19 protein-coding genes are annotated in these 21,991 nt (G+C 32.0%); all 19 read left to right on the plus strand.

The genetic code is table 11. The features are described 5' to 3' along the window. Nucleotides 1-1,738: 1,738 nt before the first annotated feature. The 19 genes from RCH18_RS10495 (at nt 1,739) to RCH18_RS10585 (ending at nt 21,991) form a co-directional block, all read left to right on the plus strand. Nucleotides 1,739-2,203 carry a UpxY family transcription antiterminator gene (locus tag RCH18_RS10495; protein ID WP_326936710.1) on the plus strand — a complete coding sequence of 155 codons (465 nt, stop codon included), beginning with the start codon at nt 1,739-1,741 and terminating at the stop codon, nt 2,201-2,203. A 374-nt stretch (nt 2,204-2,577) separates the two neighbouring features. Beyond that, nucleotides 2,578-3,582: a mannose-1-phosphate guanylyltransferase gene (locus RCH18_RS10500; RefSeq protein ID WP_326936711.1), complete on the plus strand. Its 1,005-nt coding sequence runs from the start codon at nt 2,578-2,580 to the stop codon at nt 3,580-3,582. Between the two features lie 1,078 nt (nt 3,583-4,660). Beyond that, complete coding sequence (locus RCH18_RS10505) at nt 4,661-5,644, plus strand: SDR family oxidoreductase (RefSeq protein ID WP_326936712.1); 984 nt, start codon at nt 4,661-4,663, stop codon at nt 5,642-5,644. Nucleotides 5,645-5,858: 214 nt separating this feature from the next. Then, a complete protein-coding gene (locus RCH18_RS10510; RefSeq protein ID WP_326936713.1) occupies nt 5,859-7,133 on the plus strand; it encodes a nucleotide sugar dehydrogenase in 1,275 nt (424 codons plus the stop codon). A 94-nt stretch (nt 7,134-7,227) separates the two neighbouring features. Continuing rightward, nucleotides 7,228-8,352 (plus strand): DegT/DnrJ/EryC1/StrS family aminotransferase, encoded by a 1,125-nt coding sequence (locus RCH18_RS10515; protein WP_326936714.1) that lies wholly within the window; start codon nt 7,228-7,230, stop codon nt 8,350-8,352. Next, nucleotides 8,352-9,839, plus strand: coding sequence for an O-antigen translocase (locus tag RCH18_RS10520; protein WP_326936715.1), 1,488 nt, complete (start codon nt 8,352-8,354; stop codon nt 9,837-9,839). Before RCH18_RS10515 ends, RCH18_RS10520 begins: the two co-directional genes overlap by 1 nt. A 156-nt stretch (nt 9,840-9,995) precedes the next feature. Beyond that, nucleotides 9,996-10,148: a hypothetical protein gene (locus RCH18_RS10525; RefSeq protein ID WP_326936716.1), complete on the plus strand. Its 153-nt coding sequence runs from the start codon at nt 9,996-9,998 to the stop codon at nt 10,146-10,148. Nucleotides 10,149-10,247: 99 nt separating this feature from the next. Next, nucleotides 10,248-11,117: a sugar 3,4-ketoisomerase gene (locus RCH18_RS10530; RefSeq protein WP_326936717.1), complete on the plus strand. Its 870-nt coding sequence runs from the start codon at nt 10,248-10,250 to the stop codon at nt 11,115-11,117. 2 nt (nt 11,118-11,119) lie between these two features. Then, nucleotides 11,120-11,566 (plus strand): acyltransferase, encoded by a 447-nt coding sequence (locus RCH18_RS10535; protein WP_326936718.1) that lies wholly within the window; start codon nt 11,120-11,122, stop codon nt 11,564-11,566. An 8-nt stretch (nt 11,567-11,574) separates the two neighbouring features. Then, a complete protein-coding gene (locus RCH18_RS10540) occupies nt 11,575-12,699 on the plus strand; it encodes a DegT/DnrJ/EryC1/StrS family aminotransferase (RefSeq protein ID WP_326936719.1) in 1,125 nt (374 codons plus the stop codon). 88 nt (nt 12,700-12,787) lie between these two features. Continuing rightward, nucleotides 12,788-14,227 carry a lipopolysaccharide biosynthesis protein gene (locus RCH18_RS10545; protein ID WP_326936720.1) on the plus strand — a complete coding sequence of 480 codons (1,440 nt, stop codon included), beginning with the start codon at nt 12,788-12,790 and terminating at the stop codon, nt 14,225-14,227. Next, nucleotides 14,224-15,303, plus strand: coding sequence for a DegT/DnrJ/EryC1/StrS family aminotransferase (locus RCH18_RS10550; protein WP_326936721.1), 1,080 nt, complete (start codon nt 14,224-14,226; stop codon nt 15,301-15,303). Before RCH18_RS10545 ends, RCH18_RS10550 begins: the two co-directional genes overlap by 4 nt. Continuing rightward, on the plus strand, nt 15,300-16,004 hold the full coding sequence (locus tag RCH18_RS10555; protein ID WP_326936722.1) for a WbqC family protein: 705 nt from the start codon (nt 15,300-15,302) through the stop codon (nt 16,002-16,004). Before RCH18_RS10550 ends, RCH18_RS10555 begins: the two co-directional genes overlap by 4 nt. 983 nt (nt 16,005-16,987) lie before the next feature. Next, nucleotides 16,988-17,809, plus strand: coding sequence for an aldolase/citrate lyase family protein (locus RCH18_RS10560; RefSeq protein ID WP_326936723.1), 822 nt, complete (start codon nt 16,988-16,990; stop codon nt 17,807-17,809). A gap of 6 nt (nt 17,810-17,815) precedes the next feature. Continuing rightward, nucleotides 17,816-18,283 carry a MaoC family dehydratase gene (locus RCH18_RS10565; RefSeq protein WP_326936724.1) on the plus strand — a complete coding sequence of 156 codons (468 nt, stop codon included), beginning with the start codon at nt 17,816-17,818 and terminating at the stop codon, nt 18,281-18,283. Next, nucleotides 18,273-19,181 (plus strand): HpcH/HpaI aldolase/citrate lyase family protein, encoded by a 909-nt coding sequence (locus RCH18_RS10570; RefSeq protein ID WP_326936725.1) that lies wholly within the window; start codon nt 18,273-18,275, stop codon nt 19,179-19,181. The genes RCH18_RS10565 and RCH18_RS10570 overlap by 11 nt, the downstream gene beginning before the upstream one ends. A gap of 6 nt (nt 19,182-19,187) precedes the next feature. Continuing rightward, nucleotides 19,188-19,859 carry an acetyltransferase gene (locus RCH18_RS10575; protein WP_326936726.1) on the plus strand — a complete coding sequence of 224 codons (672 nt, stop codon included), beginning with the start codon at nt 19,188-19,190 and terminating at the stop codon, nt 19,857-19,859. 153 nt (nt 19,860-20,012) lie between these two features. Further along, on the plus strand, nt 20,013-21,008 hold the full coding sequence (locus RCH18_RS10580; RefSeq protein WP_326936727.1) for a glycosyltransferase family 2 protein: 996 nt from the start codon (nt 20,013-20,015) through the stop codon (nt 21,006-21,008). A gap of 23 nt (nt 21,009-21,031) precedes the next feature. Then, the gene (locus RCH18_RS10585) at nt 21,032-21,991 is read left to right on the plus strand and encodes a glycosyltransferase (RefSeq protein WP_326936728.1); all 960 of its coding nucleotides are present in this window, start codon (nt 21,032-21,034) and stop codon (nt 21,989-21,991) included.

The raw sequence follows: 21,991 nt of genomic DNA on the forward strand, positions 1-21,991 counted from the left end.
CTATATAAAAACAAATAATATTAATTTTGTTTGTAAAATGGTATGCAATACAACTCTTGAATCAAGACCGCGCGTCCCTTCGAGTTTTTTTGGCTAGCAGGATTATGAATAGAAACGAATGTATGTAGCCAAAAAAATATCGAGAAGTCGATACAATTTTTAAAGCTACAGCAACTCATTGATTGACAAAAATACAATTAGCTTTAAAAATCACTCGAACAGACGCGAGTAAGGTTTGAAAGTCTGAATGTGCAAAAGTCTATATTACCGTCCCTTCGAGTTTTTTTGGCTAGCAGGGTTTTGTTTAGAAAGTGGACTTAGTCTAGCCAAAAAAGTACCGAGAAGTCGATACAATTTTTAAAGCTACAGCAACTCATTGATTGACAAAAATACAATTAGCTTTAAAAATCACTCGAACAGACGCGAGTAGAATTTGAAAAGGCATTAAGTATCAAGTAATTTCAATTAAAGTTTAAATTTAAGTGTTTCTACTTAATATTTGAATCAAGACCGCGCGTCCCTTCGAGTATTTTTGGCTATCAGGGTTTTGTTTAGAAAGTGGACTTAGTCTAGCCAAAAAAATATCGAGAAGTCGATACAATTTTTAAAGCTATAACATTCCGTTAATCATGAACATAGTAATGGCTTTAAAAATCACTCGAACAGACGCGAGTAAGGTTTGAAAGTCTGAATGTGCAAAAGTCTATATTACCGTCCCTTCGAGTTTTTTTGGCTATCAGGGTTATGAATAGAAACGAATGTATGTAGCCAAAAAAGTATCGAGAAGTCGATACAATTTTTAAAGCTACAGCAACTCATTGATTGACAAAAATACAATTAGCTTTAAAAATCACTCGAACAGACGCGAGTAGGGTTTGAACAGATGATAAGTAGCGTTCGAAAGTATGCAATTGGCGACAGAGTAGATGTTAGGTAAATCTATATAAAAACAAATAATATTAATTTTGTTTGTAAAATGGTATGCAATACAACTCTTGAATCAAGACCGCGCGTCCCTTCGAGTTTTTTTGGCTAGCAGGGTTTTGTTTAGAAAGTGGACTTAGTCTAGCCAAAAAAATATCGAGAAGTCGATACAATTTTTAAAGCTACAGCAACTCGTTGATTGACAAAAACACAATTAGCTTTAAAAATCACTCGAACAGACGCGAGGAGAATTTGAACAGATAATAAGTAGTTTCAAAGAAAGTCCAAATTTAAGTGTTTCTACTTAATATTTGAATCAAGACCGCGCGTCCCTTCGAGTTTTTTTTGGCTAGCAGGATTATGAATAGAAACGAATGTATGTAGCCAAAAAAGTACCGAGAAGTCGATACAACTTAATATAGCCATTAAATGTAGTCGCTTGGTTACGTATATAACCTTAATTTGAAAAAAAAATTATCGTTTAATCCTATGTTTTCTGAATATTGTTAAAGATCACATCTAAAACTTAGATGGCTTATATGTCAAAAAAAATGATAATATCTTCCTCTAATTACCTACTTCTTACAATTTAAAAACTTCAAAAAGTCAACAAGAGAATTCTAAACTTTAAAACGTAAAGCTATATCGATTATAATTTGTTAATTTGCGCTAAAAGTTAAATTTGCTGAATTTAATCAGTGCAAGCGCTTAAAAGATAAATAACCAGAAGCGCAATAAGCTTTTGGAGCCGTTTTTTATTAAAACAAGGATAAAATATAAATAAACTTTTGTTTCACCATAAAAAAAGAAAAGGATGAACTGGTATGTAGTTTATACAAAACCTAAATGGGAAAAAAAAGTGGCAGAGCAATTAGCAAAAATTGGGGTCGAATGCTATTGTCCTTTGATTACACAAATACGGCAATGGACTGATCGTAAGAAAAAGGTAGAAGTGCCTCTTTTTAATTCTTATGTATTTGTACAATTAGAGCCAGCACAACGCAGTTCTGTATTTGAATGTTCTGGGGCAATCAGATATTTATTTTGGCTTGGACAACCTGCTATAGTGCGAGATGAGGAAATAAGCGTTATCAAAAAGTGGCTTAACGCCCCAGAAAGTGGCGAATGTATGATAGAAACCTACAAAATTGGCGATGCTATTCAATTAGAATCAGGTCCGTTTTGTGATCAAAAAGCAATTGTCCAAGAAGTCAATAATACACATTATGTATTAGTCTTAGAATCGTTGGGATGTGTGCTGAAGATGAAAATAAAGTAGTCTAAAATATAATTAGAAATTAGAATTAGACTTTACGATTATAAGAGATAAGAAAAGGTTACATTTTTAGAATAATAATCTTTTAAATTTTCTCTAATAGATTATAAATTTAATTTTTTAAATGCATTTTTATTAAAGTTTTAATGAATTAATAAAATGATTAAATCCAAATAGAAAAAAATGATGTAATTAAAAGTAACATTAGAATACTTAAAAATTTAATAAAAAAAGTAACGAGTTCAAAGATCCCTTTATATTTGATAAAATAAATGAATTTGAATTAATAGAATCAATTATTATTTGCTAGTTGACAATAAAAAGTATGTGAAATAGTATAAAATAGTAAAGGAATTTAAAATTGTAAAAAAGCAATTATGGAAAAGCATTCAATCACGCATGTAATACTTACTGGAGGAATAGGAAGTCGATTATGGCCTCTATCACGTAAAAGCCAACCTAAACAATATCTTAATATTTTCGACGGTAAATCATTATTTGAAATTACAGTAGATCGCAATCGTGGTATTGCTAATCAAGTTATGGTTGTAGGAAACATGGACAACTGTCATTTAAGCAAAGCTGTATTAGCCAAATCAGATACAAATTACATTGATATTATAGAATCTACTCCTAGGAATACCGCTGCAGCAATTGCTTTTGCGGCATTTGCATCACAAGAAGACGATATCTTAATTGTTACTCCCTCAGATCATATTATAGGAGAGAAAGAACGTTATAATGAAGCAATGCAAGAAGCAATTCAAAAAGCTGCTGCTGGCGCCATTGTAACTTTTGGAATTGTACCTACTAAACCTGAAACAGGTTATGGATATATTGAACGTAAAGGAGATGAGGTACTTTCCTTTAGAGAAAAACCCGATCATGCCACTGCACTAGATTTTATTGCTAAAGGAAATTTTCTTTGGAATAGTGGTATGTTTTGTTTTAAGGCTAGTGTGTTTTTAGATGAGCTAAAGCAATACGCACCAGAAGTTTATTTAAAATCAAAAATCGTGTGGGAAAATAATAAAGCTGGAAATCTAGATTTAAATTTGTCACTCGATATTCCATCTATAAGCGTCGATTACGCTATAATGGAAAAGTCTAAAAAAATAAAAGTCGTTGCCTCACAATTCCAATGGTCTGATTTAGGTTCTTTTGAATCGGTTTATGATTATTTAATGGCAAACGGTCATCCTGTAGATGAAAATGGAAATATGGTTATTGGCACTTCTAACTATACCGCATTTTTAGGAGTAAAAGACACCATTTTTGTACATACTGCTACTGCTAATTTAATACTTCAAAAAGAATTTTCACAAGATGTTAAAAAAGTATATCAAGCTTTGGAAAAAATAGAATCTCCATTGCTAGAATAGATATATCGATTAAATAATATCGTTAAGATTAACCAAATAATAGGAATCAATTGTTTTTGCAATTAAGATCTAAATAAAAAGTAATCTATCGCTAACGAATTTATCTTTACGTATCACGCTAAATGCTTACCTGAAATTTGATTCCAGTTGTGTTTGAAGCTTACGGTGATAAAAACATTCCAATTTATTAATTTGCGTATAGGCACAGCTATTTTTTATAAGCAGTGCTTAATCTTTACTACACTTCCTTTGACAATAAATAAATTAGTATTTTCAAAATTAAGTGTTAGCAAGCATACAACTAGCGCGTCTTTAACTGCGCTAAGCGAAGAGAAAATGAAACAGTAAATCATTTTAATTTTTCCGTAAAACCAAAAGTTTGTAATCGTTATTTTATCAAGAAAACAATAAGTAGGTTATTACAAACAAATTTAACCCCAACGGTTTGATCTTTGTCAATGGGAATGAAATCTAACGCAAACAATTTAGCGCGCTTCAACTTTGCTCAGTGCGACAAAAAAACTACATCAGATCATTTTCATTATTTGGTTAGTTTGAACAATAAAGTAACTTTATCTGCCAGTTTTCTTCTATAATTTAATATAATTTTCTACTAAAAAGTTTAAACTTAATATATATTAAAAAACTTACAATGTTTATATTTTCTAAATTGCTTCCAAAATAAAAATAAAATATGAATCTTTAAGTAGTCATTTGACTGTTAGATAATTATAAAAATAGTGTATTAAAATAATCTTAAAGTCATATTGTAAAAACTTGTTATTAGTTATGTAACTAAATAATTTACTATTACATTCGCACAAAATTTAAAAAGATCTAGCTACCTAAATGGGAGTTGGAGGGGCGAAGCCGTGAAGATTTTTAATCAAATAGCAACATTTTTTGTTCTTGGTTATGTTATTTTTAAACTAAACTTTTTAAAATTTCAAAAAAAGCATTTTAATTTTTTAAATTTTAGTCATACAGCACAGTAGCAATTTAACCTTCAAATTGTTGCCTAAATTTTCATCTGTCAATTATAATAATTAAGAAACTTACAAACGAGTTAACTTCATAAATGAAACAAATAGAAAACAGTACCATTTTAGTAACTGGTGGAGCAGGATTTATTGGATCCAACCTATGTGAATATTTGTTACAATACAACAACAAGGTAGTTTGTTTAGATAATTTTGCCACAGGCAGAACAGTAAACATTCAACATCTCTTAAGCCATCCTAATTTTACATTAATTGTGGGTGACATTCGTAATTTAAGTGACTGTCACAAAGCCGCGACAGGAGCTGATTATATTTTGCATCAAGCTGCACTAGGTTCTGTTCCTCGTTCTATTAATGATCCTATTACTACTAATGATGTTAATGTTTCTGGTTTTCTAAATATGTTAGTAGCTGCTCGCGATGCCAAAATTAAGAAAATGGTTTATGCCGCTTCCTCATCCACTTATGGCGACTCTGAAAGTTTACCAAAAGTAGAAGATGTGATCGGCAAACCTTTATCTCCTTATGCAATTACTAAATATGTAAACGAATTATACGCAACTATTTTCCAACGTACTTATGGATTAAACACCATCGGATTACGTTATTTTAATGTATTTGGTCGTAAGCAAGATCCTAATGGTGCTTATGCAGCGGTGATTCCAAAATTTGTAATGCAATTAATGGATCATCAAAGCCCAGTTATTAATGGCGATGGAAACTACTCTCGTGATTTTACCTATATAGACAATGTAATTCAAATGAATGTTCTAGCCATGGCTGCTGAAAATCCAGAGGCAATGAATACGGTTTATAACACAGCGTATGGAGATCGAACTACCTTAAATGATTTAATAGCATCGCTTAAAAAATATTTATCTGATTTTGATCCTAAAATTGCAACAATTGAAACTATTTATGGACCTAATCGTGTGGGAGACATACCGCATTCATTAGCTAGTATTGATAAGGCTAAAAATCTTTTAGGCTACCAACCTCAATTTTCTATGCAACAAGGCTTAAAAGAAGCAGTAGCGTGGTATTGGGAGAATTTGAAATAATAGAGTCGTGAGTCGTGATTCGTGATTCGTGAATCGTGATTCGTGAGTCGTGAGTCGTGAATGGTGATTCGTGATTCGTGAGTCGTGATTCGTGAGTGGTGAATGGTGATTTGTGAGTGGTGATTAGTAAGTAGTAAAGATTTAGAATTAAGAAGTAAGACGATAATTGTTTAGAAGTTAGAGATCGTTAAACAAGAAAATAAGAAGTAATAAGATGGAAAAAATAGCAGTAATTGGTTTAGGATATGTTGGATTGCCGTTGGCGCGCCTATTCGCCACTCAATATCAAGTGGTGGGATTTGATATTAATAAAACTAGAATAGCAGAGTTAAATTCAGGTAATGATAAAACATTAGAAATTAGCGATGATGTTTTAAAAGCGGTTTTAGTGGCTGATTTTAGCGACGAGCAGGCAGGATTAATCTGTTCTTCGACACTTACTGATATTGCCGACTGTTCTTATTATATCATTACTGTTCCCACGCCAGTGGATAAAAATAACCGTCCTGACTTAACTCCGCTTTACAAAGCAAGTGAAACTGTGGGGAGCGTATTAAAAAAAGGTGATATTGTTGTTTATGAATCAACGGTATATCCAGGCGCTACTGAAGAGGAATGTATTCCAGTTTTAGAGCGTGTTTCAGGTTTGGTATTTAATGTAGATTTCTTTGCAGGGTATTCGCCAGAGCGTATTAATCCTGGGGATAAAGAACATACTGTAGAAAAAATTCTAAAAGTAACCTCTGGCTCTACTCCAGAGATAGGAATAAAAGTAGATGCTTTGTATAAAAGTGTGATTACTGCTGGTACGCACTTAGCGCCAACTATCAAAGTGGCGGAAGCTGCAAAAGTAATCGAAAATTCACAGCGTGATATTAATATTGCTTTTGTAAACGAACTCGCCAAAATCTTCAATTTACTTAATATTGATACGCACGCCGTTTTAGAAGCTGCTGGTACTAAATGGAATTTTTTACCTTTTAAACCAGGGCTTGTAGGCGGACATTGTATAGGTGTAGATCCATATTATTTAGCTCAAAAAGCACAAGAAGTAGGCTATCATCCTGAAATTATCCTGGCGGGACGTCGCTTAAATGATTCTATGGGAGAGTATGTAGCTTCACAAGTGATCAAAACGATGTTGCGTAAAGACATCAAAGTAAATGGTGCCGAAATACTTATTTTAGGAATCACCTTTAAAGAGAATTGCCCTGATGTTCGAAACACTAAGATGGTCGATGTTATCAAAGCATTAGAAGATTATAATGTAAAACTAACTATTTATGATCCTTGGGCAAATCCTGTTGAGGTGATGCATGAATATGGGTTAACAGCAAAAAATACGATACCTACTCAAAAATTTGATAGTATTGTGTTAGGTGTCGCTCATAATGAGTTTTTAGCATTAGACTTGGTTTCTTTAAAAAAAGAAAATGCAATTGTGTATGATGTAAAAGGAATCTTGAAAGACGCGGATTGTAAGTTGTAAGTAAGGAACACTATAATATATTCAAAAAATCTCTTTTAGTAATCAGTAGAGTAAGAATTTATTAATATAAAATTGTAAATCAGTTGCTTCAGAGATGATTAAATTTTTAGACTTACAAAAAATTAATGCCCAGTACGCTGCTGAATTAAAACAAGTAGCAGCAGATGTTATTGATTCAGGTTGGTTTTTAATGGGAAATCAATTAGCAAATTTCGAAAAGCAATTTGCCGCGTTCAATAATGTAAAACATGCCATAGGAGTTGCAAATGGACTAGACGCATTGCGGTTAATCTTAAAAGCATATATAGATTTAGGTATAATGCGAGAGGATGACGAGGTAATTGTTCCTGCTAATACCTACATCGCTTCACTACTAGCTATTTCAGATAATAGATTAGTCCCTGTTTTAGTTGAGCCTAACGAAAAAAGTTTTAATCTAGACCTCGATTTAATTGAGAAGCACATTACGCCAAAAACCAAAGCCATTATGGTGGTGCATCTTTACGGACAAATTTGCTGGTCAGAACAATTAAGTGAGCTGGCTAAAAAGTATAATTTAAAAATCATTGAAGACAATGCCCAAGCAATTGGAGCTGTTTGGAATGGTATCAAATCAGGAAGTCTAGGCGATGCAGCTGGCTTTAGCTTTTATCCTAGTAAAAATCTTGGCGCTTTAGGCGATGCTGGTGCAGTAACAACTAATGATGATGCATTGGCAACTCAAATTCGTACTTTAGGAAATTATGGTAGTAAACAAAAGTATATCAATGAATATAAAGGGCTCAACAGCCGTTTAGACGAAATCCAAGCCGGATTTCTATCAGTAAAGCTTAAATATATAGATGCAGAAAATCAATATAGAAGACAAATAGCCGAGCGTTATTTAACGGAAATAAAAAATCCTCTAATTCAACTTCCTTTTCCAGTTAATACATCATATATAATAGCTGAAAATCAAGAACATCTTTGGCATTTATTTGTTGTTAGAACTAATAATCGAGAAGCGTTACAAAATTATTTGGTAGATAACGGTATTCAAACAATAATTCATTATCCTACGCCGCCTAATAAACAATTAGCGTACAAGGAACTAAATAATGTAGATTATCCTATAACGAATATAATTCATGATCAGGTATTGAGTTTACCAATAAGTCCTACCCTTACAAATGAAGAGGTTAGTCATATTATAACAACTTTGAATAGGTATCACTTGTAATGTCAGACACAAAGTCATCATATCGGCAAGTGATGAAAGCAACCTCTATTTTTGGAGGAGTTCAAGTATTCCAGATTATTATAGGAATTATTCGGTCTAAATTTATTGCAGTGCTTTTAGGTCCTACAGGGATGGGAATTGCAAGCTTATTACATTCGACTTTGTTATTGATTGCTAGTTTAACCAATTTTGGATTAGGAACCAGCGCTTTAAAAGAAATTGCTGCCGCACACAGTTCGGGTGATGAGAATCGTTTAAGTATAGTTTCAACGGTATTTAAAAGATGGGTTTGGGTTACAGGCCTATTAGGGGCAATAGTAACAGCCATTTTAGCACCATGGTTAAGTGAATTTACCTTTGGAAATAGAGATTTTACCTTTGCTTTTATATGGATTGCAATAACATTATTGTTTAACCAAATCAGTACGGGTCAAGATGTGTTACTGCGTGGCATGCGACAAATAAGGTATATGGCACAATCAGCAATGATTGGAAGTGTAGTAGGTCTTTTTACAACTATTCCTCTTTATTATTTTTATGGAATTGATGGAATAGTACCAGCGATTATAATTTCAGCTATTTCCTCTTTAGTGTTAACATGGTTTTATGCAAGGAAGTTAAAAATAAAATCCGCATTTGTTTCACAAGCTCGTACCATTCTTGAGGGAAAGGGAATGCTGAAAATGGGATTTCTTATCAGTTTGAGTAGTTTAATTACAGTAGGGGCATCTTATATTGTTAGAATTTTCATAAGCAATAACGGGGGCGTTGAACAAGTGGGTTTATACAATGCAGGCTTTGTGATTATTAATACTTATGTTGGGATGATTTTTACGGCTATGGCAACTGATTATTATCCGCGTCTTTCGGCAGTAGCGCATAGTAATTTACAAACCAAAATAGTTGTAAATCAACAAGCCGAAATTGCTTTACTTATATTAGCACCTATCTTAATTGTTTTTTTGATATTTATTAATTGGATAGTAATCATTTTATATTCAACACAATTTTTAGCAGTTTCAACAATGATTTACTGGGCGGCTTTAGGTATGCTTTTCAAAGCAGTGAGCTGGAGTATTGGATTTATATTCTTAGCCAAAAGCGCTACTAAATTATATTTCTGGAACGAATTAATTACAAATATTTATCTGATACTTTTAAACATTGCAGGGTATTATTACTGGGGATTAACGGGATTGGGAATGTCATTTTTAGTTTCCTATTTTTTATATCTGCTTCAAGTATATTGGATTGCAAAATGTAAATTTGAATTTTCTTTTAACAATGATTTTTTAAAGATATTTCTACTACAATTGGTATTAGCGATACTGAGTTTTTTAACAGTTCAATATTTTAATGCTTTTTGGGCGTATGGAATAGGAATTATTTTAATACTTATTTCTAGCGGGTATTCTTGGAATGAGTTGGATAAAAGAATGGATTTAAAAGGGATACTTTTAAATATAAAAACAAAATTTAGAAAATGAAATCTGGGTGCTACAATTAATATTGACATCATCTAAAAATTCATTGTACTAGTTTTATAAGAATATAATTATTTTGCAAAGTATATAAATATAAGTTTTGTGTAGTTAGGATATAGGTTGACAATTTATGATACTTAGACAAACCCTACTTAAGTGATGAATAAGTACAGGATAACTGCAAAAACAGCGAGACCAAATCAAAAATTTGATAGTATTGTTTTAGGTTTAGCACACAACGCTTTCTTAGATTTAGATCTAACTGAATTGAAAAAAGAAAGAGCAATTGTAAATGATGTCAAAGGAGTCTAAAAGACGCGGATTGTAAGATGTAAGTAATCTATAATCCCTAATTTTTACATATTTATAAATATTAATTATTTAATAAAATCATAAAGCGTTAGCTATAAAATGGGAAATGTAAAAATAATTGAACTACCAAAAATTCAAGATCCTAGAGGGAATTTAACATTTTTGCAAAATCCTGATCATTTACCTTTTGAAGTAGAGAGAGTATATTGGATTTATGATGTACCTGGTGGTGAAACTAGAGGTGGGCACGCATTTAAAAAACAAGAGGAACTAATAATTGCAATTTCAGGTAGCTTTGATGTCGTAATAGATGACGGTAAGAAAAAAGAAGTTTTTCATCTTAATCGCTCGTATGAAGGACTACATATTCCCGCAGGAAAATGGCGTAGTATGGAGAATTTTTCTACTAATTCCTTAGCTCTAGTTTTGGCATCTACTCCATTTGATAAAGAAGATTATATTCGTTCGTATGAAAGTTATTTAAAATTTACGACTTCTGCAAAAGAGCAACAAATAGTAGCGCATACTGCAATTAATAAAGTTTTTGTTGATATGGTTAAAACTACAATTAACGATTGTAAAGTTTTAGAATTAGACAAAAACCACCGAGACAAAGGCAATATTACGGTGGTTGAAAACAAAAGTCAAGTGCCATTTGATATCAATAGAGTGTATTATTTATACGATGTTCCTGGTGGTGAAGATAGAGGTGGACATGCTCATAAAGATTTATATCAATTAATTATTGCGGCAGGTGGAAGTTTTGATATTACACTTGATGATGGCGTCAATAAAAAGAAGATCACTCTAAATCGTCCTTACCAAGGATTGTATGTTGTGCCGGGAATTTGGCGCGATATTGATAATTTTTCTTCAGGATCAACTTGTTTAGTTTTGGCTTCAGAAAAATATGATGAGAATGATTACATAAGAGATTATAATGATTTTACAGAAATTAAAAATTTATAAATATGATTCATCCATTATCAGATGTACAAGCAGAAATACCTGAATCTACACGAATTTGGCAGTTTGTAGTCATACTAAAAAATGCAGTTATTGGTAAAAACTGTAATATCTGTAGCCATTGCTTTATAGAGAATAATGTAAAAATAGGAGATAATGTTACTGTAAAATGTGGTGTTTCGCTTTGGGACGGAATTACAATTGAGGACAATGTTCAAATTGGTCCTGATGTTACCTTCACTAATGATAAATATCCAAGAGCAAAACAGTCCTTTGTATTACAAAGAACCACAATCAAAAATGGAGCGTCTATCGGTGCCGCTTCCGTACTATTAGGAGGAATTACTATTGGTACTAATGCCATGATAGGAGCTGGAAGTCTAGTGACTAAAAACGTTCCAGATAATGAATTATGGTACGGTCGACCTGCTAAATTTGTAAAAAAAATATAATTTCGATTATGATTAAATTTCTAGACTTACAAAAAATAAATGCCCAATACGCTGCTGAATTAAAGCAAGTAGCAGCAGATGTAATTGATTCAGGTTGGTTTTTGATGGGGAGCCAACTAGAGAATTTCGAAAAGCAATTTGCAGCGTTTCATAATGTCAAACACGCTATAGGAGTTGCAAATGGATTGGATGCTTTGCGCTTAATTCTAAAAGCATATATTGACCTAGGTGTTATGCAAGAAGGTGATGAAGTGATTGTTCCTGCAAATACATATATCGCGTCGTTACTAGCTATTTCAGATAATCGACTAGTACCGGTTTTAGTTGAGCCTAATGAAAAAAGCTTCAATCTGGATATCGATTTAATCGAAAAACATATTACCACTAAAACTAAGGCCATCATGGTGGTACATCTATATGGTCAGATTTGCTGGTCAGAACAATTAGTTGAATTGGCTAAAAAATACAATCTAAAAATTATCGAAGACAATGCTCAGGCAATTGGAGCCGTTTGGAATGGTATCAAATCAGGAAGTCTAGGCGATGCCGCAGGATTTAGTTTTTATCCTGGTAAAAACTTAGGTGCTCTTGGTGATGCCGGTGCGGTAACTACAAATGATGATGCTTTAGCCACACAAATTCGCACTTTAGGAAATTACGGTAGTAAACAGAAATATGTAAATGAATTTAAAGGCCTAAATAGCCGTTTAGATGAGATTCAAGCAGGATTTCTATCCGTTAAGCTTAAATATATTGATGCAGAAAATCAGTGTAGAAGGCAAAGTGCGGAGCGCTATTTATCTGAAATTAAAAATCCATTAGTTGAACTTCCTTTCCCAATAAATACTTCCTGTCAGGTGTCGGATAATAACGAACACGTATGGCACTTATTTGTGATTAGAACCAAAAATCGTCAAGCACTACAAAATTATCTAGCCGATAATGAAATACAAACACTAATTCATTACCCAACCCCGCCAAACAAGCAGTTGGCCTATAGCGAATTAAATCACCTTAATTATCCATTGACGAATGCTATTCACGATGAGGTTGTGAGTTTGCCTATTAGTTCTATAACGACTGAGGAAGAAGTAACGAAAATTATTAAGATGTTGAATTCGTATAGCAATTAATGAATATAGCTCAACTCATGATATTCTCAAATCAAGATAAGAAGCCATAATAAAATATATGAAACACCTTATTTACAAATATTTTTAAATGTCTTTAAAGAAGCAAGCTTTATCTGGCGTTTTTTGGTCAATTATCCAACTCTTTGGTAATTTGCTAATTAATTTTGGAATATCATTAATTTTAGCAAGATTGCTACTGCCATCAGAATTTGGTCTGATTGCCATGCTAGGGGTATTTATTGGTATTGGAAGTACATTAATATCAAGTGGGTTAACGAGTTCACTCATTAGAACTCCAAAAGTAGATGATTTAGATTATTCAACTGTTTTTCACTTTAATTTAGTGGGAAGTATTATCATTTATTTGGTATTTTATTTTGGGGCTCCCTTTATAGCCGCTTTCTACGATCAAGAATCATTAATAAATATATTGCGAGTTTACTGTATTACCTTTATAATTAATGCGTTTTCAGCAGTACAAAGTACTCGATTAACGAAAATGTTAGATTTTAAGACTCAAGCTAAAATTAGTATACCTTCCTTATTGCTTGGAGGTATAGTTGGTGTTATGATGGCCTTTAATGGATTTGGAGTTTGGAGTTTGGTTGCAAGCGCTGTAGTTCAGTCACTAGCAGGTTCTATGCAGCTTTGGTATTATTCTAAATGGAAACCACAATGGGCTTTTGATGTTACGAAATTTAAACATCATTTTAACTTTGGTGTCAAAATAATGCTGTCAAGTATACTTGATACTATATTTTCTAATGCTTACACACTAATAATTGGAAAGTTTTTTGCGCCAGCACAAGTTGGTTTTTACAATCGTGCTAGCACATTAAGAATGCTGCCCGTAACTTCTATAAGTTCTATTGTAACAAAAGTTTCATATCCGCTTTTTGCAGCAATACAAGATGATGACGTACGCCTGAAGAGTGTATATAAACGTATAATGCAAATGGTCATTTTTTTAGTTGCACCAATATTAATCTTAATGGCAGTTTTGGCGGAGCCTCTTTTTCGATTTCTCTATACGGAGAAATGGTTACCTGCTGTACCGTATTTCCAAATTCTCGCCTTTGGAGCGATCATGACACCGATACACATCTACAATTTGCAAATATTAAATGTGAAAGGGCGCAGTGATTTATTTTTACGTTTAGAAATAATAAAAAAGATTTTAGCTGTTGTAGTGATTACAATTTCCTTCCAATTTGGAATCTTTGGATTGCTATACGGAAGTATTTTTTCGTCTCTAGCATCTTTTTTTATAAATACTCACTACAGCGGCAAATTTTTAAACTATTCAGCTTGGCAGCAAACCAAAGATTTGCTACCCATAATTGCATTAGCGGCATTAGCAGGAGCAGTAGTTTACTTTTTAGACAATTTTATGGTGCAACAATTGTACAACGATTTTACTCGATTATCCACAGGGTCTGTAGTTGGTGTAATGACCTTTCTAATTAGTGCATATTTACTCAAAATGAATTCCTTAGAGGAATTAATAGATATAATTAAACGAAAATGATCAACGTAACTAAAACTTTTTTTCCTCCTATAGCCGAATATACTTTTCAAGTACAACGCGCCTATACTAATGAATGGCTCACCAATAGAGGAGAGCTCGTGAGAGAATTGGAAGAGAAACTAACGGATTATCTAAAACTGGATGTAGCGAAAATGTTTATTACCAACAATGGTACTATTCCACTACAAATAGCTTTGAAACTGTTAGGTGGCGGAGGGGAAATTATTACAACGCCATTTAGTTATGTAGCAACTACTGCAGCAATTGTATGGGAAAACTGTACACCAATATTTGTAGATATTCATCCAGAGTTTTTAACTATTGATGAAACAAAAATTGAAGCAGCAATTACCGATAAAACTACCTGCATCTTAGCAACTCATGTTTTTGGCAACCCCTGCAATATAGAAGAAATCGAGCGCATCGCTAAGAAACACAACCTCAAAGTAATTTATGACGCTGCCCATAGTTTTGCGGTACAATATAAGGGCAAAAGTGTTTTTGAATATGGTGACGTAAGTACTTGCAGTTTTCACGCAACAAAGTTATTTCATACAGGCGAGGGTGGTGCGGTATTTTGTAAAGACCCAGAGCTATACCGTAAAATTTATTATAGCCATAATTTTGGACATAACGGCCCAGTAGATTTTTTCGGACTAGGCATTAATGGCAAAATATCTGAATTACACGCAGCAATGGGATTGGCTGTTTTTCCGTATATGGATGAAATATTAGCGGGCAGAAAAGATGTAGTAGATTTTTATAATACCAATCTTGATTTTACCACATTGGCAAAAATGAAGCTGCGTGACGGTACCGATTGGAACTATAGTTATTATCCCGTAATGTTTGAAAGTGAAGCAGCATTATTGAAAATCCAGAAAGCGCTGAATGAAGCGCAGATATTTCCACGACGTTACTTTTATCCCTCTTTAAATAGGGTGAATTATGTCGAATCTCAAGAAATGGCAATTTCTGAAAGTATAGCAAGTAGAATTTTGTGCTTGCCTTTATATTTATCTTTGGAGAAAAATGATTTAGAGCGAATTGTTGAAATTATTAATTTCGTACAATGAAAATAGCGGTAATGCAGCCTTATCTATTTCCGTATATAGGATATTTTCAATTGATTAAATCAGTGGATATTTTTGTCTTTTACGATGATGTTAACTTTATAAAAAAAGGCTGGGTAAATAGGAATAGAATTTTAGTTAATGGAAAAGATTTAATTTTCACAGTGCCTTTAAATAAAGTTTCACAAAATAATTTAATTAATGAAACATTTATTAATTTAGATATGTTTGGAAATTGGAAAGAAAAGTTTGTTCAAACGTTATTGTTTAATTACAAGAAAGCACCATACTATTGTGAAGTAGAAAGACTGATAAATAGTGTATTGAATAAAAAGTTTAATACAATAAGTGAACTAGCAATTGAGAGCATCACTATTATTTCCAAATACCTTCAATTAGATGTAAAGTTTATTACGTCTTCAGAGCGATATGATAACAAGACTTTAGAACGGGAAGATAGATTGGTTGATATTTGTGTAGAGGAAAAAGCTTCACATTATATTAATGCTCTTGGGGGACAAGAATTGTATAATAAGGAAAGTTTTAAAAATAAGGGAATAGATCTAAGCTTTATCAAAACGCATCCGATAGAGTATAAACAATTTAACAATGAGTTTATACCTTGGCTATCAATAATTGACCTATTAATGTTCAATTCTATTGATGAAGTGAATATAATGTTAGCTAAATATGAATTGGTGTGATAGAAAATAAAGCGATTGTCGGTTATTTTGGATTAGAGTCTTCTAAGGTAAAGAATATCATCCTGCAGCAATTCATCTCAACACTGGACGCAATGCACTTGAATATAATTAAAAAAACAAACGATATAAAAAGATACTTTTGCCTTTTTATACTTGTGAGGTGTTGCTTGAACCGATCAATCGACTGGAGCTTGAAGTAGAGTATTATTCAATATGTGAAAATTTTAGACCAATTTTTGATTTTGAGTTTGAGACAGACAGATGTTTTTGTTTACACCAATTATTTTGGAATCTGCAACATGTAGGTAAGTGAAGTGCATAGAAAATGTAAAAACCTGATTGTAGATAATGCGCAAGCGTTCTATGCGACCACAATTGCGCGAGTAGATACATTTTAATCAACCCGAAAGTTTTTTGAAGTGCCTGCTTGTAGGTATTTATATAAATAATAATTATGAAGTGCGGCGTTTGAAACTGATTTATCGTTTACAAGATTTACAGATTTATTAAAGAGACTAGATGTTTCAACAGAGGGTGGGTGTTCGAATTTTCTATCTAATGACCAACTATTAAATGATCTAAGTATTAAAAAATGTTCGTATTTATCTCAATACTTTTTGCTCAATAAAGTTTGTAACCATTACTAAAAAGAGACAAGAGATTTTTACTTTCCGATTCTGTTTTATTTAAAAAAAATAAATTAAAAATTTATATAAACTCGAGTTTAATTTCAATGTTTCTTCCATTTTACACTATAATACATCTGAAATTATAGTTGTTTAAAAAAAATCTATAAGGCGATTCTCTGGCCAAATTTAGAATAATGGTGCAGACAAGGAGATCAGGAATTCATGATAGTTGATCAAATCATCGAGTTATCAATTGATCAAAGATATTCAATAACAACAATAAAATATTTAATAAAAAATATTTTAAAAGTCTCTACATAATTCTTATTAATAAAACAATAAAAACATAAATATATGTTAGATTCGTATTTTTTTATTCCAGGAGATAAGTCTAAGTATTTACAGAAAATCGATACAATTGACGCTGATTATATTATAATCGATTTAGAAGATGCTGTATCCTTTAATAATAGAGAAATAGCATTAGAATTTGTACTAAACATAATACCTAGAAATAATCACTTTGTTCGAATACCTTTTTTTGAAAAATGTTATTCTGAGGATCAAATTAAAAGTTTAATTAGACATTTTGAAGGTCGGGTTGCTGTTCCTAAAATCAGCGAGTGTTCTGAAGTCGCAATAATTAAAAGTTTTTGTCCTGCTATTGAATTAAATATGATTGTATTAGTCGAAAATCCACTATGTTATGTTAACATAAGAGATATTTTAAAATGTTATTCAAAAGAGATTCACGGGATTGCATTTGGAAGTCATGATTTTTGTTCCATAACAGGAATTAAAAATACTTTTGAAAATTTAAAGAACTTTAAAAGTGAATTAAGTATAAGCGCAAAGGCATTTAATGTAAAATATATTGATGGAGTCGATTTAGATTTACTTGATTTTTCACAATTTAAAAATGAGTGTATCAACGCATTTGATTTAGGATATCATGGAAAATTTTTAATACATCCTAAGCAACTCGAAGAACTAAAAAATGTCGAGTTCATGTCTGATCTTGAATTGCAAGAATTAAAGATTGTATACAATCAGATTAAGACAATTTCAGAAGATTCAATAGAAGTATATACAATCAATGGTAGAGTTTACGAAAAACCACACATAATTAGAGTCAAATCTTTAATGGATAAACTTAGGAAATTTAATAAAATTTAAAAGATTATGGAAGCAAACAAAATGGGTAACTATTTCGAAGAGTTTACTGTCGGGGAAGTAATTAAGCATTGTCAATCAAAGACAATATTTGAATCGGACAATAATTTATTTTCAATGTTAACTATGAATCATCATCCTGTTCATACAAATATAGATTATTGTAAAAATAATCAGCATGGACAGGTTTTAGTGCCAGGAACATTGGTATTCTGTCTAGCTGTACACTTAACAGTATTAGATATCAGTGGCAAGGCTATCGCTAATTTAGCTTATGAAAGTATTGATCATTTGAAACCTACATTTATTAATGATACTATATATAGTAGAACCGAAATATTAGATAAAACAGAATCAAAATCAAAAAATGATAGAGGAATTGTATACGTTGAAACCACAGGTTATAATCAACATAATGAAGATATAATTCGATTTAGAAGAAAAATATTAATAAAAAAAATGAGTCATGAAGAATAATTTGCAATTATTACGGAGTATGATGTTCGTACCTGGACATAATGAAAAGTTAATTGAGTCTGCGGCAAATTCGAAAGCTGATGCACTGATTTTCGACCTAGAGGACAGTGTTCAACCCAACGCTAATAAACTCCTTGCTAGAAATATTATTGTAAACAGTTCTAAAAATAAAAAATTTGATTGCTTTCAAAAGTTTGTAAGACTTAATGAAATTGAAACCGAATTTTTTTTACAGGATGTTTTGCAATTGACTGAGGGTAACATAGACGGTTTTTTATTGTCTAAAACAAATACGAAAGAAGATGTTCAATTCTTAGATAGTTTATTAACCTCTATCGAAAAAGAGAGGCATTTACAACTTAATACATTCTCAATTATCCCCATTTTAGAAAGCGCATTATCAATTGTAAATATTAATGAAATTGCGGTTTCTTCTAAGAGAATTATTGCCTTAGGTTTTGGTTCAGAGGATTATGTATCAGACATAAAAGGCATCAGAGACTTTGAGACCAATCAGAGTATTTCATTTCCTAGACAACTCGTGCCAATAGTTGCAAGAGCACATAAATTAGAAGCTATTGATGCTGCATATATTCACGTTCATGACTTAGATGGTTTAGAAAGGCATCTTGAGATGGGAAAAATATTGGGTTACGGTGGAATGTGGGTTTTACATCCGAAACAAAATGAAGTTGTAAATAAAATATTTAGCCCCACTGATAAAGAGTACCACGATTCTGTCGAATTTTTGAGATTATATGAGGAGGCAAAAAGAATCAATAAAGGAGTAGCTATCATTGAAGGTAAATTTGTTGGGCCGCCTTTGATAACTAAGTCAAATGATATTATTGCTCGAGTAGAATTAATAGAAAGGCGTAAAAAAGAGATCAATAATTAAAACAAAATGATGCAAAAAGTAATAATTATCGGAGGAAAAGGAACAGCTGTAGTTGTTGCAGAGCAAATTTACGATGCTCAGGTGAAACATAATGCAGATATAGAGTTTCTAGGATTTGCATTTGATGATGAATCTTTTGGAAATGAAATAAATGGTTTTCCAATCTTAGCTAAAACCAGACAAATTTATGAGAAATATGAGAAATATGAAGACGTAAAATTTATATTTCAAATGTATAGACAAGATATTTTGCCCGACAGGATTGCTTTAAAAAAGAGTTACGAAATACCTGAAGATAGATACTGCACATTTATTCATCCTACTTGCACTATTGCTAGAAGTGCAACAATAGCATCTGGAACAGTAATCATGTCTAATACTGTAATTAACTCAAATGCAAAAGTGGGAAAATATTGTACCATTCAAACAAACGCATTAATAGGACATGACGCAATAATAGGAGATTACAATTTTATCGCAGCTCACGCAATTGTTGCAAATTTAACAATGGGTGATAGAAATTTTATTGGTATAAATGCCTCTACAAATAATTTTATAACAATTGGTGATGATTGTTTTGTGGCAATGGGGTCAAATGTTATCAAAAGTATTGCTTCAGGAATGAAAGTAATGGGAAATCCCGCTAAACCATTTCAAAGTAAAATAAGAGCTTTTTAACTATGTGCAGATCTAAGTTAAACAATAATTTGATCCACTTACATTTGTAAATATTTAAGCTACTTAAGGAAATTGCTAATAGTAATTAAATAACTGAAGAAGCTATTAATTTTTATTAACAGAAATTACACAGAATCTAAATTTTTTTATTAAATGTACACCCCATTACCACACGCCACCCCTATTTCTGAACAAGTTTGGCCTCTAGGTACGGTTCCACTTGTTTCTGTTGCAACACTTTCATATAACCATGAGCCATATATAGGGAGGTGCTTAGAAGGGATATTAATGCAATTGACAACTTTTCCTGTTAAGATTGTAATATTTGAAGACTGCTCCACTGATAAAACGGCAAGTATAATTTTATCTTATGAAGAAAAGTTTCCAAATCTTTTTATAACCTTTTTTCAGCCCATCAACAGCTTTGGTACCCCTAAATTTAGAGAGGCTTTAAAGCCATTTTTCGCTGCAAGAAATATTGCTAAGTATATTGCACTATGCGAAGGTGATGACTTTTGGACCGATCCATTAAAGTTACAAAAGCAGGTGGATTTAATGGAAAAATATGATAATGCCAGCCTGTGTGTTGCGCTTAATATGCAATATAACAATGATCTATGTGTCGAGAAAATTGATGAAAAGTATGAGGGAGATAATTTTCCGCTAATTTACTTTGAAAATCTTCATACCTATTTTCATACTTCTACCTATCTAATTCGTAAGACAGCTTTAATATTTGTAATGGATAAGTACGAAAGTCTACTTTTAGGTGATACATCTTTGCGTTTCTTATTGATAAACGAAGGACCTTTTGTAGTATTAAATGACGTAGTATCTGTCTACAGAATTACTGGATCGGGTATTTGGACATCTCTTGATGATTACACTAAAGATTTGCAACATCACAATATTTACAATAAATTTAGGAAACTTCACGTGAAGGAACGCCGACAATTTTACGCCAAACGAGAAATTATGTTCTTATTGAGATTGATAGAAGCAGAGCTCGAGCGAAAAAATTATAAGGTAGCAATACCACAGATAGGCCAAATACTAAAACTTACTTTACAATATGATCAATTGCATCTGCCGAAGTATTTTTATAATAAAATTAAAAGATTATTCTCTGTATCAAGAATTTCAAAATAATGGTCAACAACCAGACAAATAAAATGTTAAAAATAGAGCATACCCCATTAGTTTCCATTATAGTTATTACTTATAATTCTTCTAAATACGTACTAGAAACTTTAGAAAGTACAAAAGAGCAAACCTATCAAAATATTGAGCTAATCATTACAGATGATTGTTCTACTGATGATACAGTGGAAGTTTGTAAAAATTGGTTGGCGATTAACAAAAGCAGGTTTATTAACACTGAATTAATTACTGTGCAGAATAATACTGGAATACCGGCCAATTGTAACAGAGGAATCAGAGCTATGAAAGGAGAATGGCTCAAGCTGATTGCAGGCGATGATATTTTACTTGATAGCTGCATTAGTGATAATGTACACTACATAAATGAAAATAGTAAAGCAACCATCGTTTTTTCTCAAGTAAAAACTTTTTCAGATAATGTTAATAATGGTGAAATTAGGCCTAAAAACGGCAGCTATTTTCATTCTTTAGAAGCAGAGCAACAGTATAAATTATTATTAATTGGTGATGTGATTTCTTACACTCCATCGGCATTTATTCAAAAAAAACAAATTGAATCTCTAAGTTTTTACGACGAAAAATATACCTATATAGAAGATTATCCATTCTGGTTAAAAGCAACAAAGAATAATGTAAAATTGCATTTTTTCGAAACTGTTACAGTTTTATATAGGATTCATTCGGCTTCGATTTATCATAGCCTTAAAGCAAATAGTAAAAAATCTGTTACTGGTAAAAGGCTACATTTTCTACAATTAAGAAAAGATCTTGTCTATCCCCATTACTCTCAATTAAAATTATATCGCGAGCAGTATGCAGATTATTTAGCCTTCAAATTTAAAAATGTAAATGCAAATTCATTTTCATCGTTTTTATATAAGTTAGCCACTCTTTATTTGAATCCTTTTATTCATGTAAGCCTTATCTTAAAGAAAATTTTTCGATTGAAAAATATTGACTTTAATTTTTAA

Source organism: Flavobacterium sp. PL11 (genome assembly GCF_035985025.1).
Classification (GTDB): Bacteria; Bacteroidota; Bacteroidia; order Flavobacteriales; family Flavobacteriaceae; genus Flavobacterium.

Bases quoted from the DNA above. Each gene is read 5' to 3' on its own strand.
- RCH18_RS10495 (WP_326936710.1), top strand. From the start codon at position 1,739: ATGAACTGGTATGTAGTTTATACAAAACCTAAATGGGAAAAAAAAGTG.
- RCH18_RS10500 (WP_326936711.1), top strand. From the start codon at position 2,578: ATGGAAAAGCATTCAATCACGCATGTAATACTTACTGGAGGAATAGGA.
- RCH18_RS10505 (WP_326936712.1), top strand. From the start codon at position 4,661: ATGAAACAAATAGAAAACAGTACCATTTTAGTAACTGGTGGAGCAGGA.
- RCH18_RS10510 (WP_326936713.1), top strand. From the start codon at position 5,859: ATGGAAAAAATAGCAGTAATTGGTTTAGGATATGTTGGATTGCCGTTG.
- RCH18_RS10515 (WP_326936714.1), top strand. From the start codon at position 7,228: ATGATTAAATTTTTAGACTTACAAAAAATTAATGCCCAGTACGCTGCT.
- RCH18_RS10520 (WP_326936715.1), top strand. From the start codon at position 8,352: ATGTCAGACACAAAGTCATCATATCGGCAAGTGATGAAAGCAACCTCT.
- RCH18_RS10525 (WP_326936716.1), top strand. From the start codon at position 9,996: ATGAATAAGTACAGGATAACTGCAAAAACAGCGAGACCAAATCAAAAA.
- RCH18_RS10530 (WP_326936717.1), top strand. From the start codon at position 10,248: ATGGGAAATGTAAAAATAATTGAACTACCAAAAATTCAAGATCCTAGA.
- RCH18_RS10535 (WP_326936718.1), top strand. From the start codon at position 11,120: ATGATTCATCCATTATCAGATGTACAAGCAGAAATACCTGAATCTACA.
- RCH18_RS10540 (WP_326936719.1), top strand. From the start codon at position 11,575: ATGATTAAATTTCTAGACTTACAAAAAATAAATGCCCAATACGCTGCT.
- RCH18_RS10545 (WP_326936720.1), top strand. From the start codon at position 12,788: ATGTCTTTAAAGAAGCAAGCTTTATCTGGCGTTTTTTGGTCAATTATC.
- RCH18_RS10550 (WP_326936721.1), top strand. From the start codon at position 14,224: ATGATCAACGTAACTAAAACTTTTTTTCCTCCTATAGCCGAATATACT.
- RCH18_RS10555 (WP_326936722.1), top strand. From the start codon at position 15,300: ATGAAAATAGCGGTAATGCAGCCTTATCTATTTCCGTATATAGGATAT.
- RCH18_RS10560 (WP_326936723.1), top strand. From the start codon at position 16,988: ATGTTAGATTCGTATTTTTTTATTCCAGGAGATAAGTCTAAGTATTTA.
- RCH18_RS10565 (WP_326936724.1), top strand. From the start codon at position 17,816: ATGGAAGCAAACAAAATGGGTAACTATTTCGAAGAGTTTACTGTCGGG.
- RCH18_RS10570 (WP_326936725.1), top strand. From the start codon at position 18,273: ATGAAGAATAATTTGCAATTATTACGGAGTATGATGTTCGTACCTGGA.
- RCH18_RS10575 (WP_326936726.1), top strand. From the start codon at position 19,188: ATGATGCAAAAAGTAATAATTATCGGAGGAAAAGGAACAGCTGTAGTT.
- RCH18_RS10580 (WP_326936727.1), top strand. From the start codon at position 20,013: ATGTACACCCCATTACCACACGCCACCCCTATTTCTGAACAAGTTTGG.
- RCH18_RS10585 (WP_326936728.1), top strand. From the start codon at position 21,032: ATGTTAAAAATAGAGCATACCCCATTAGTTTCCATTATAGTTATTACT.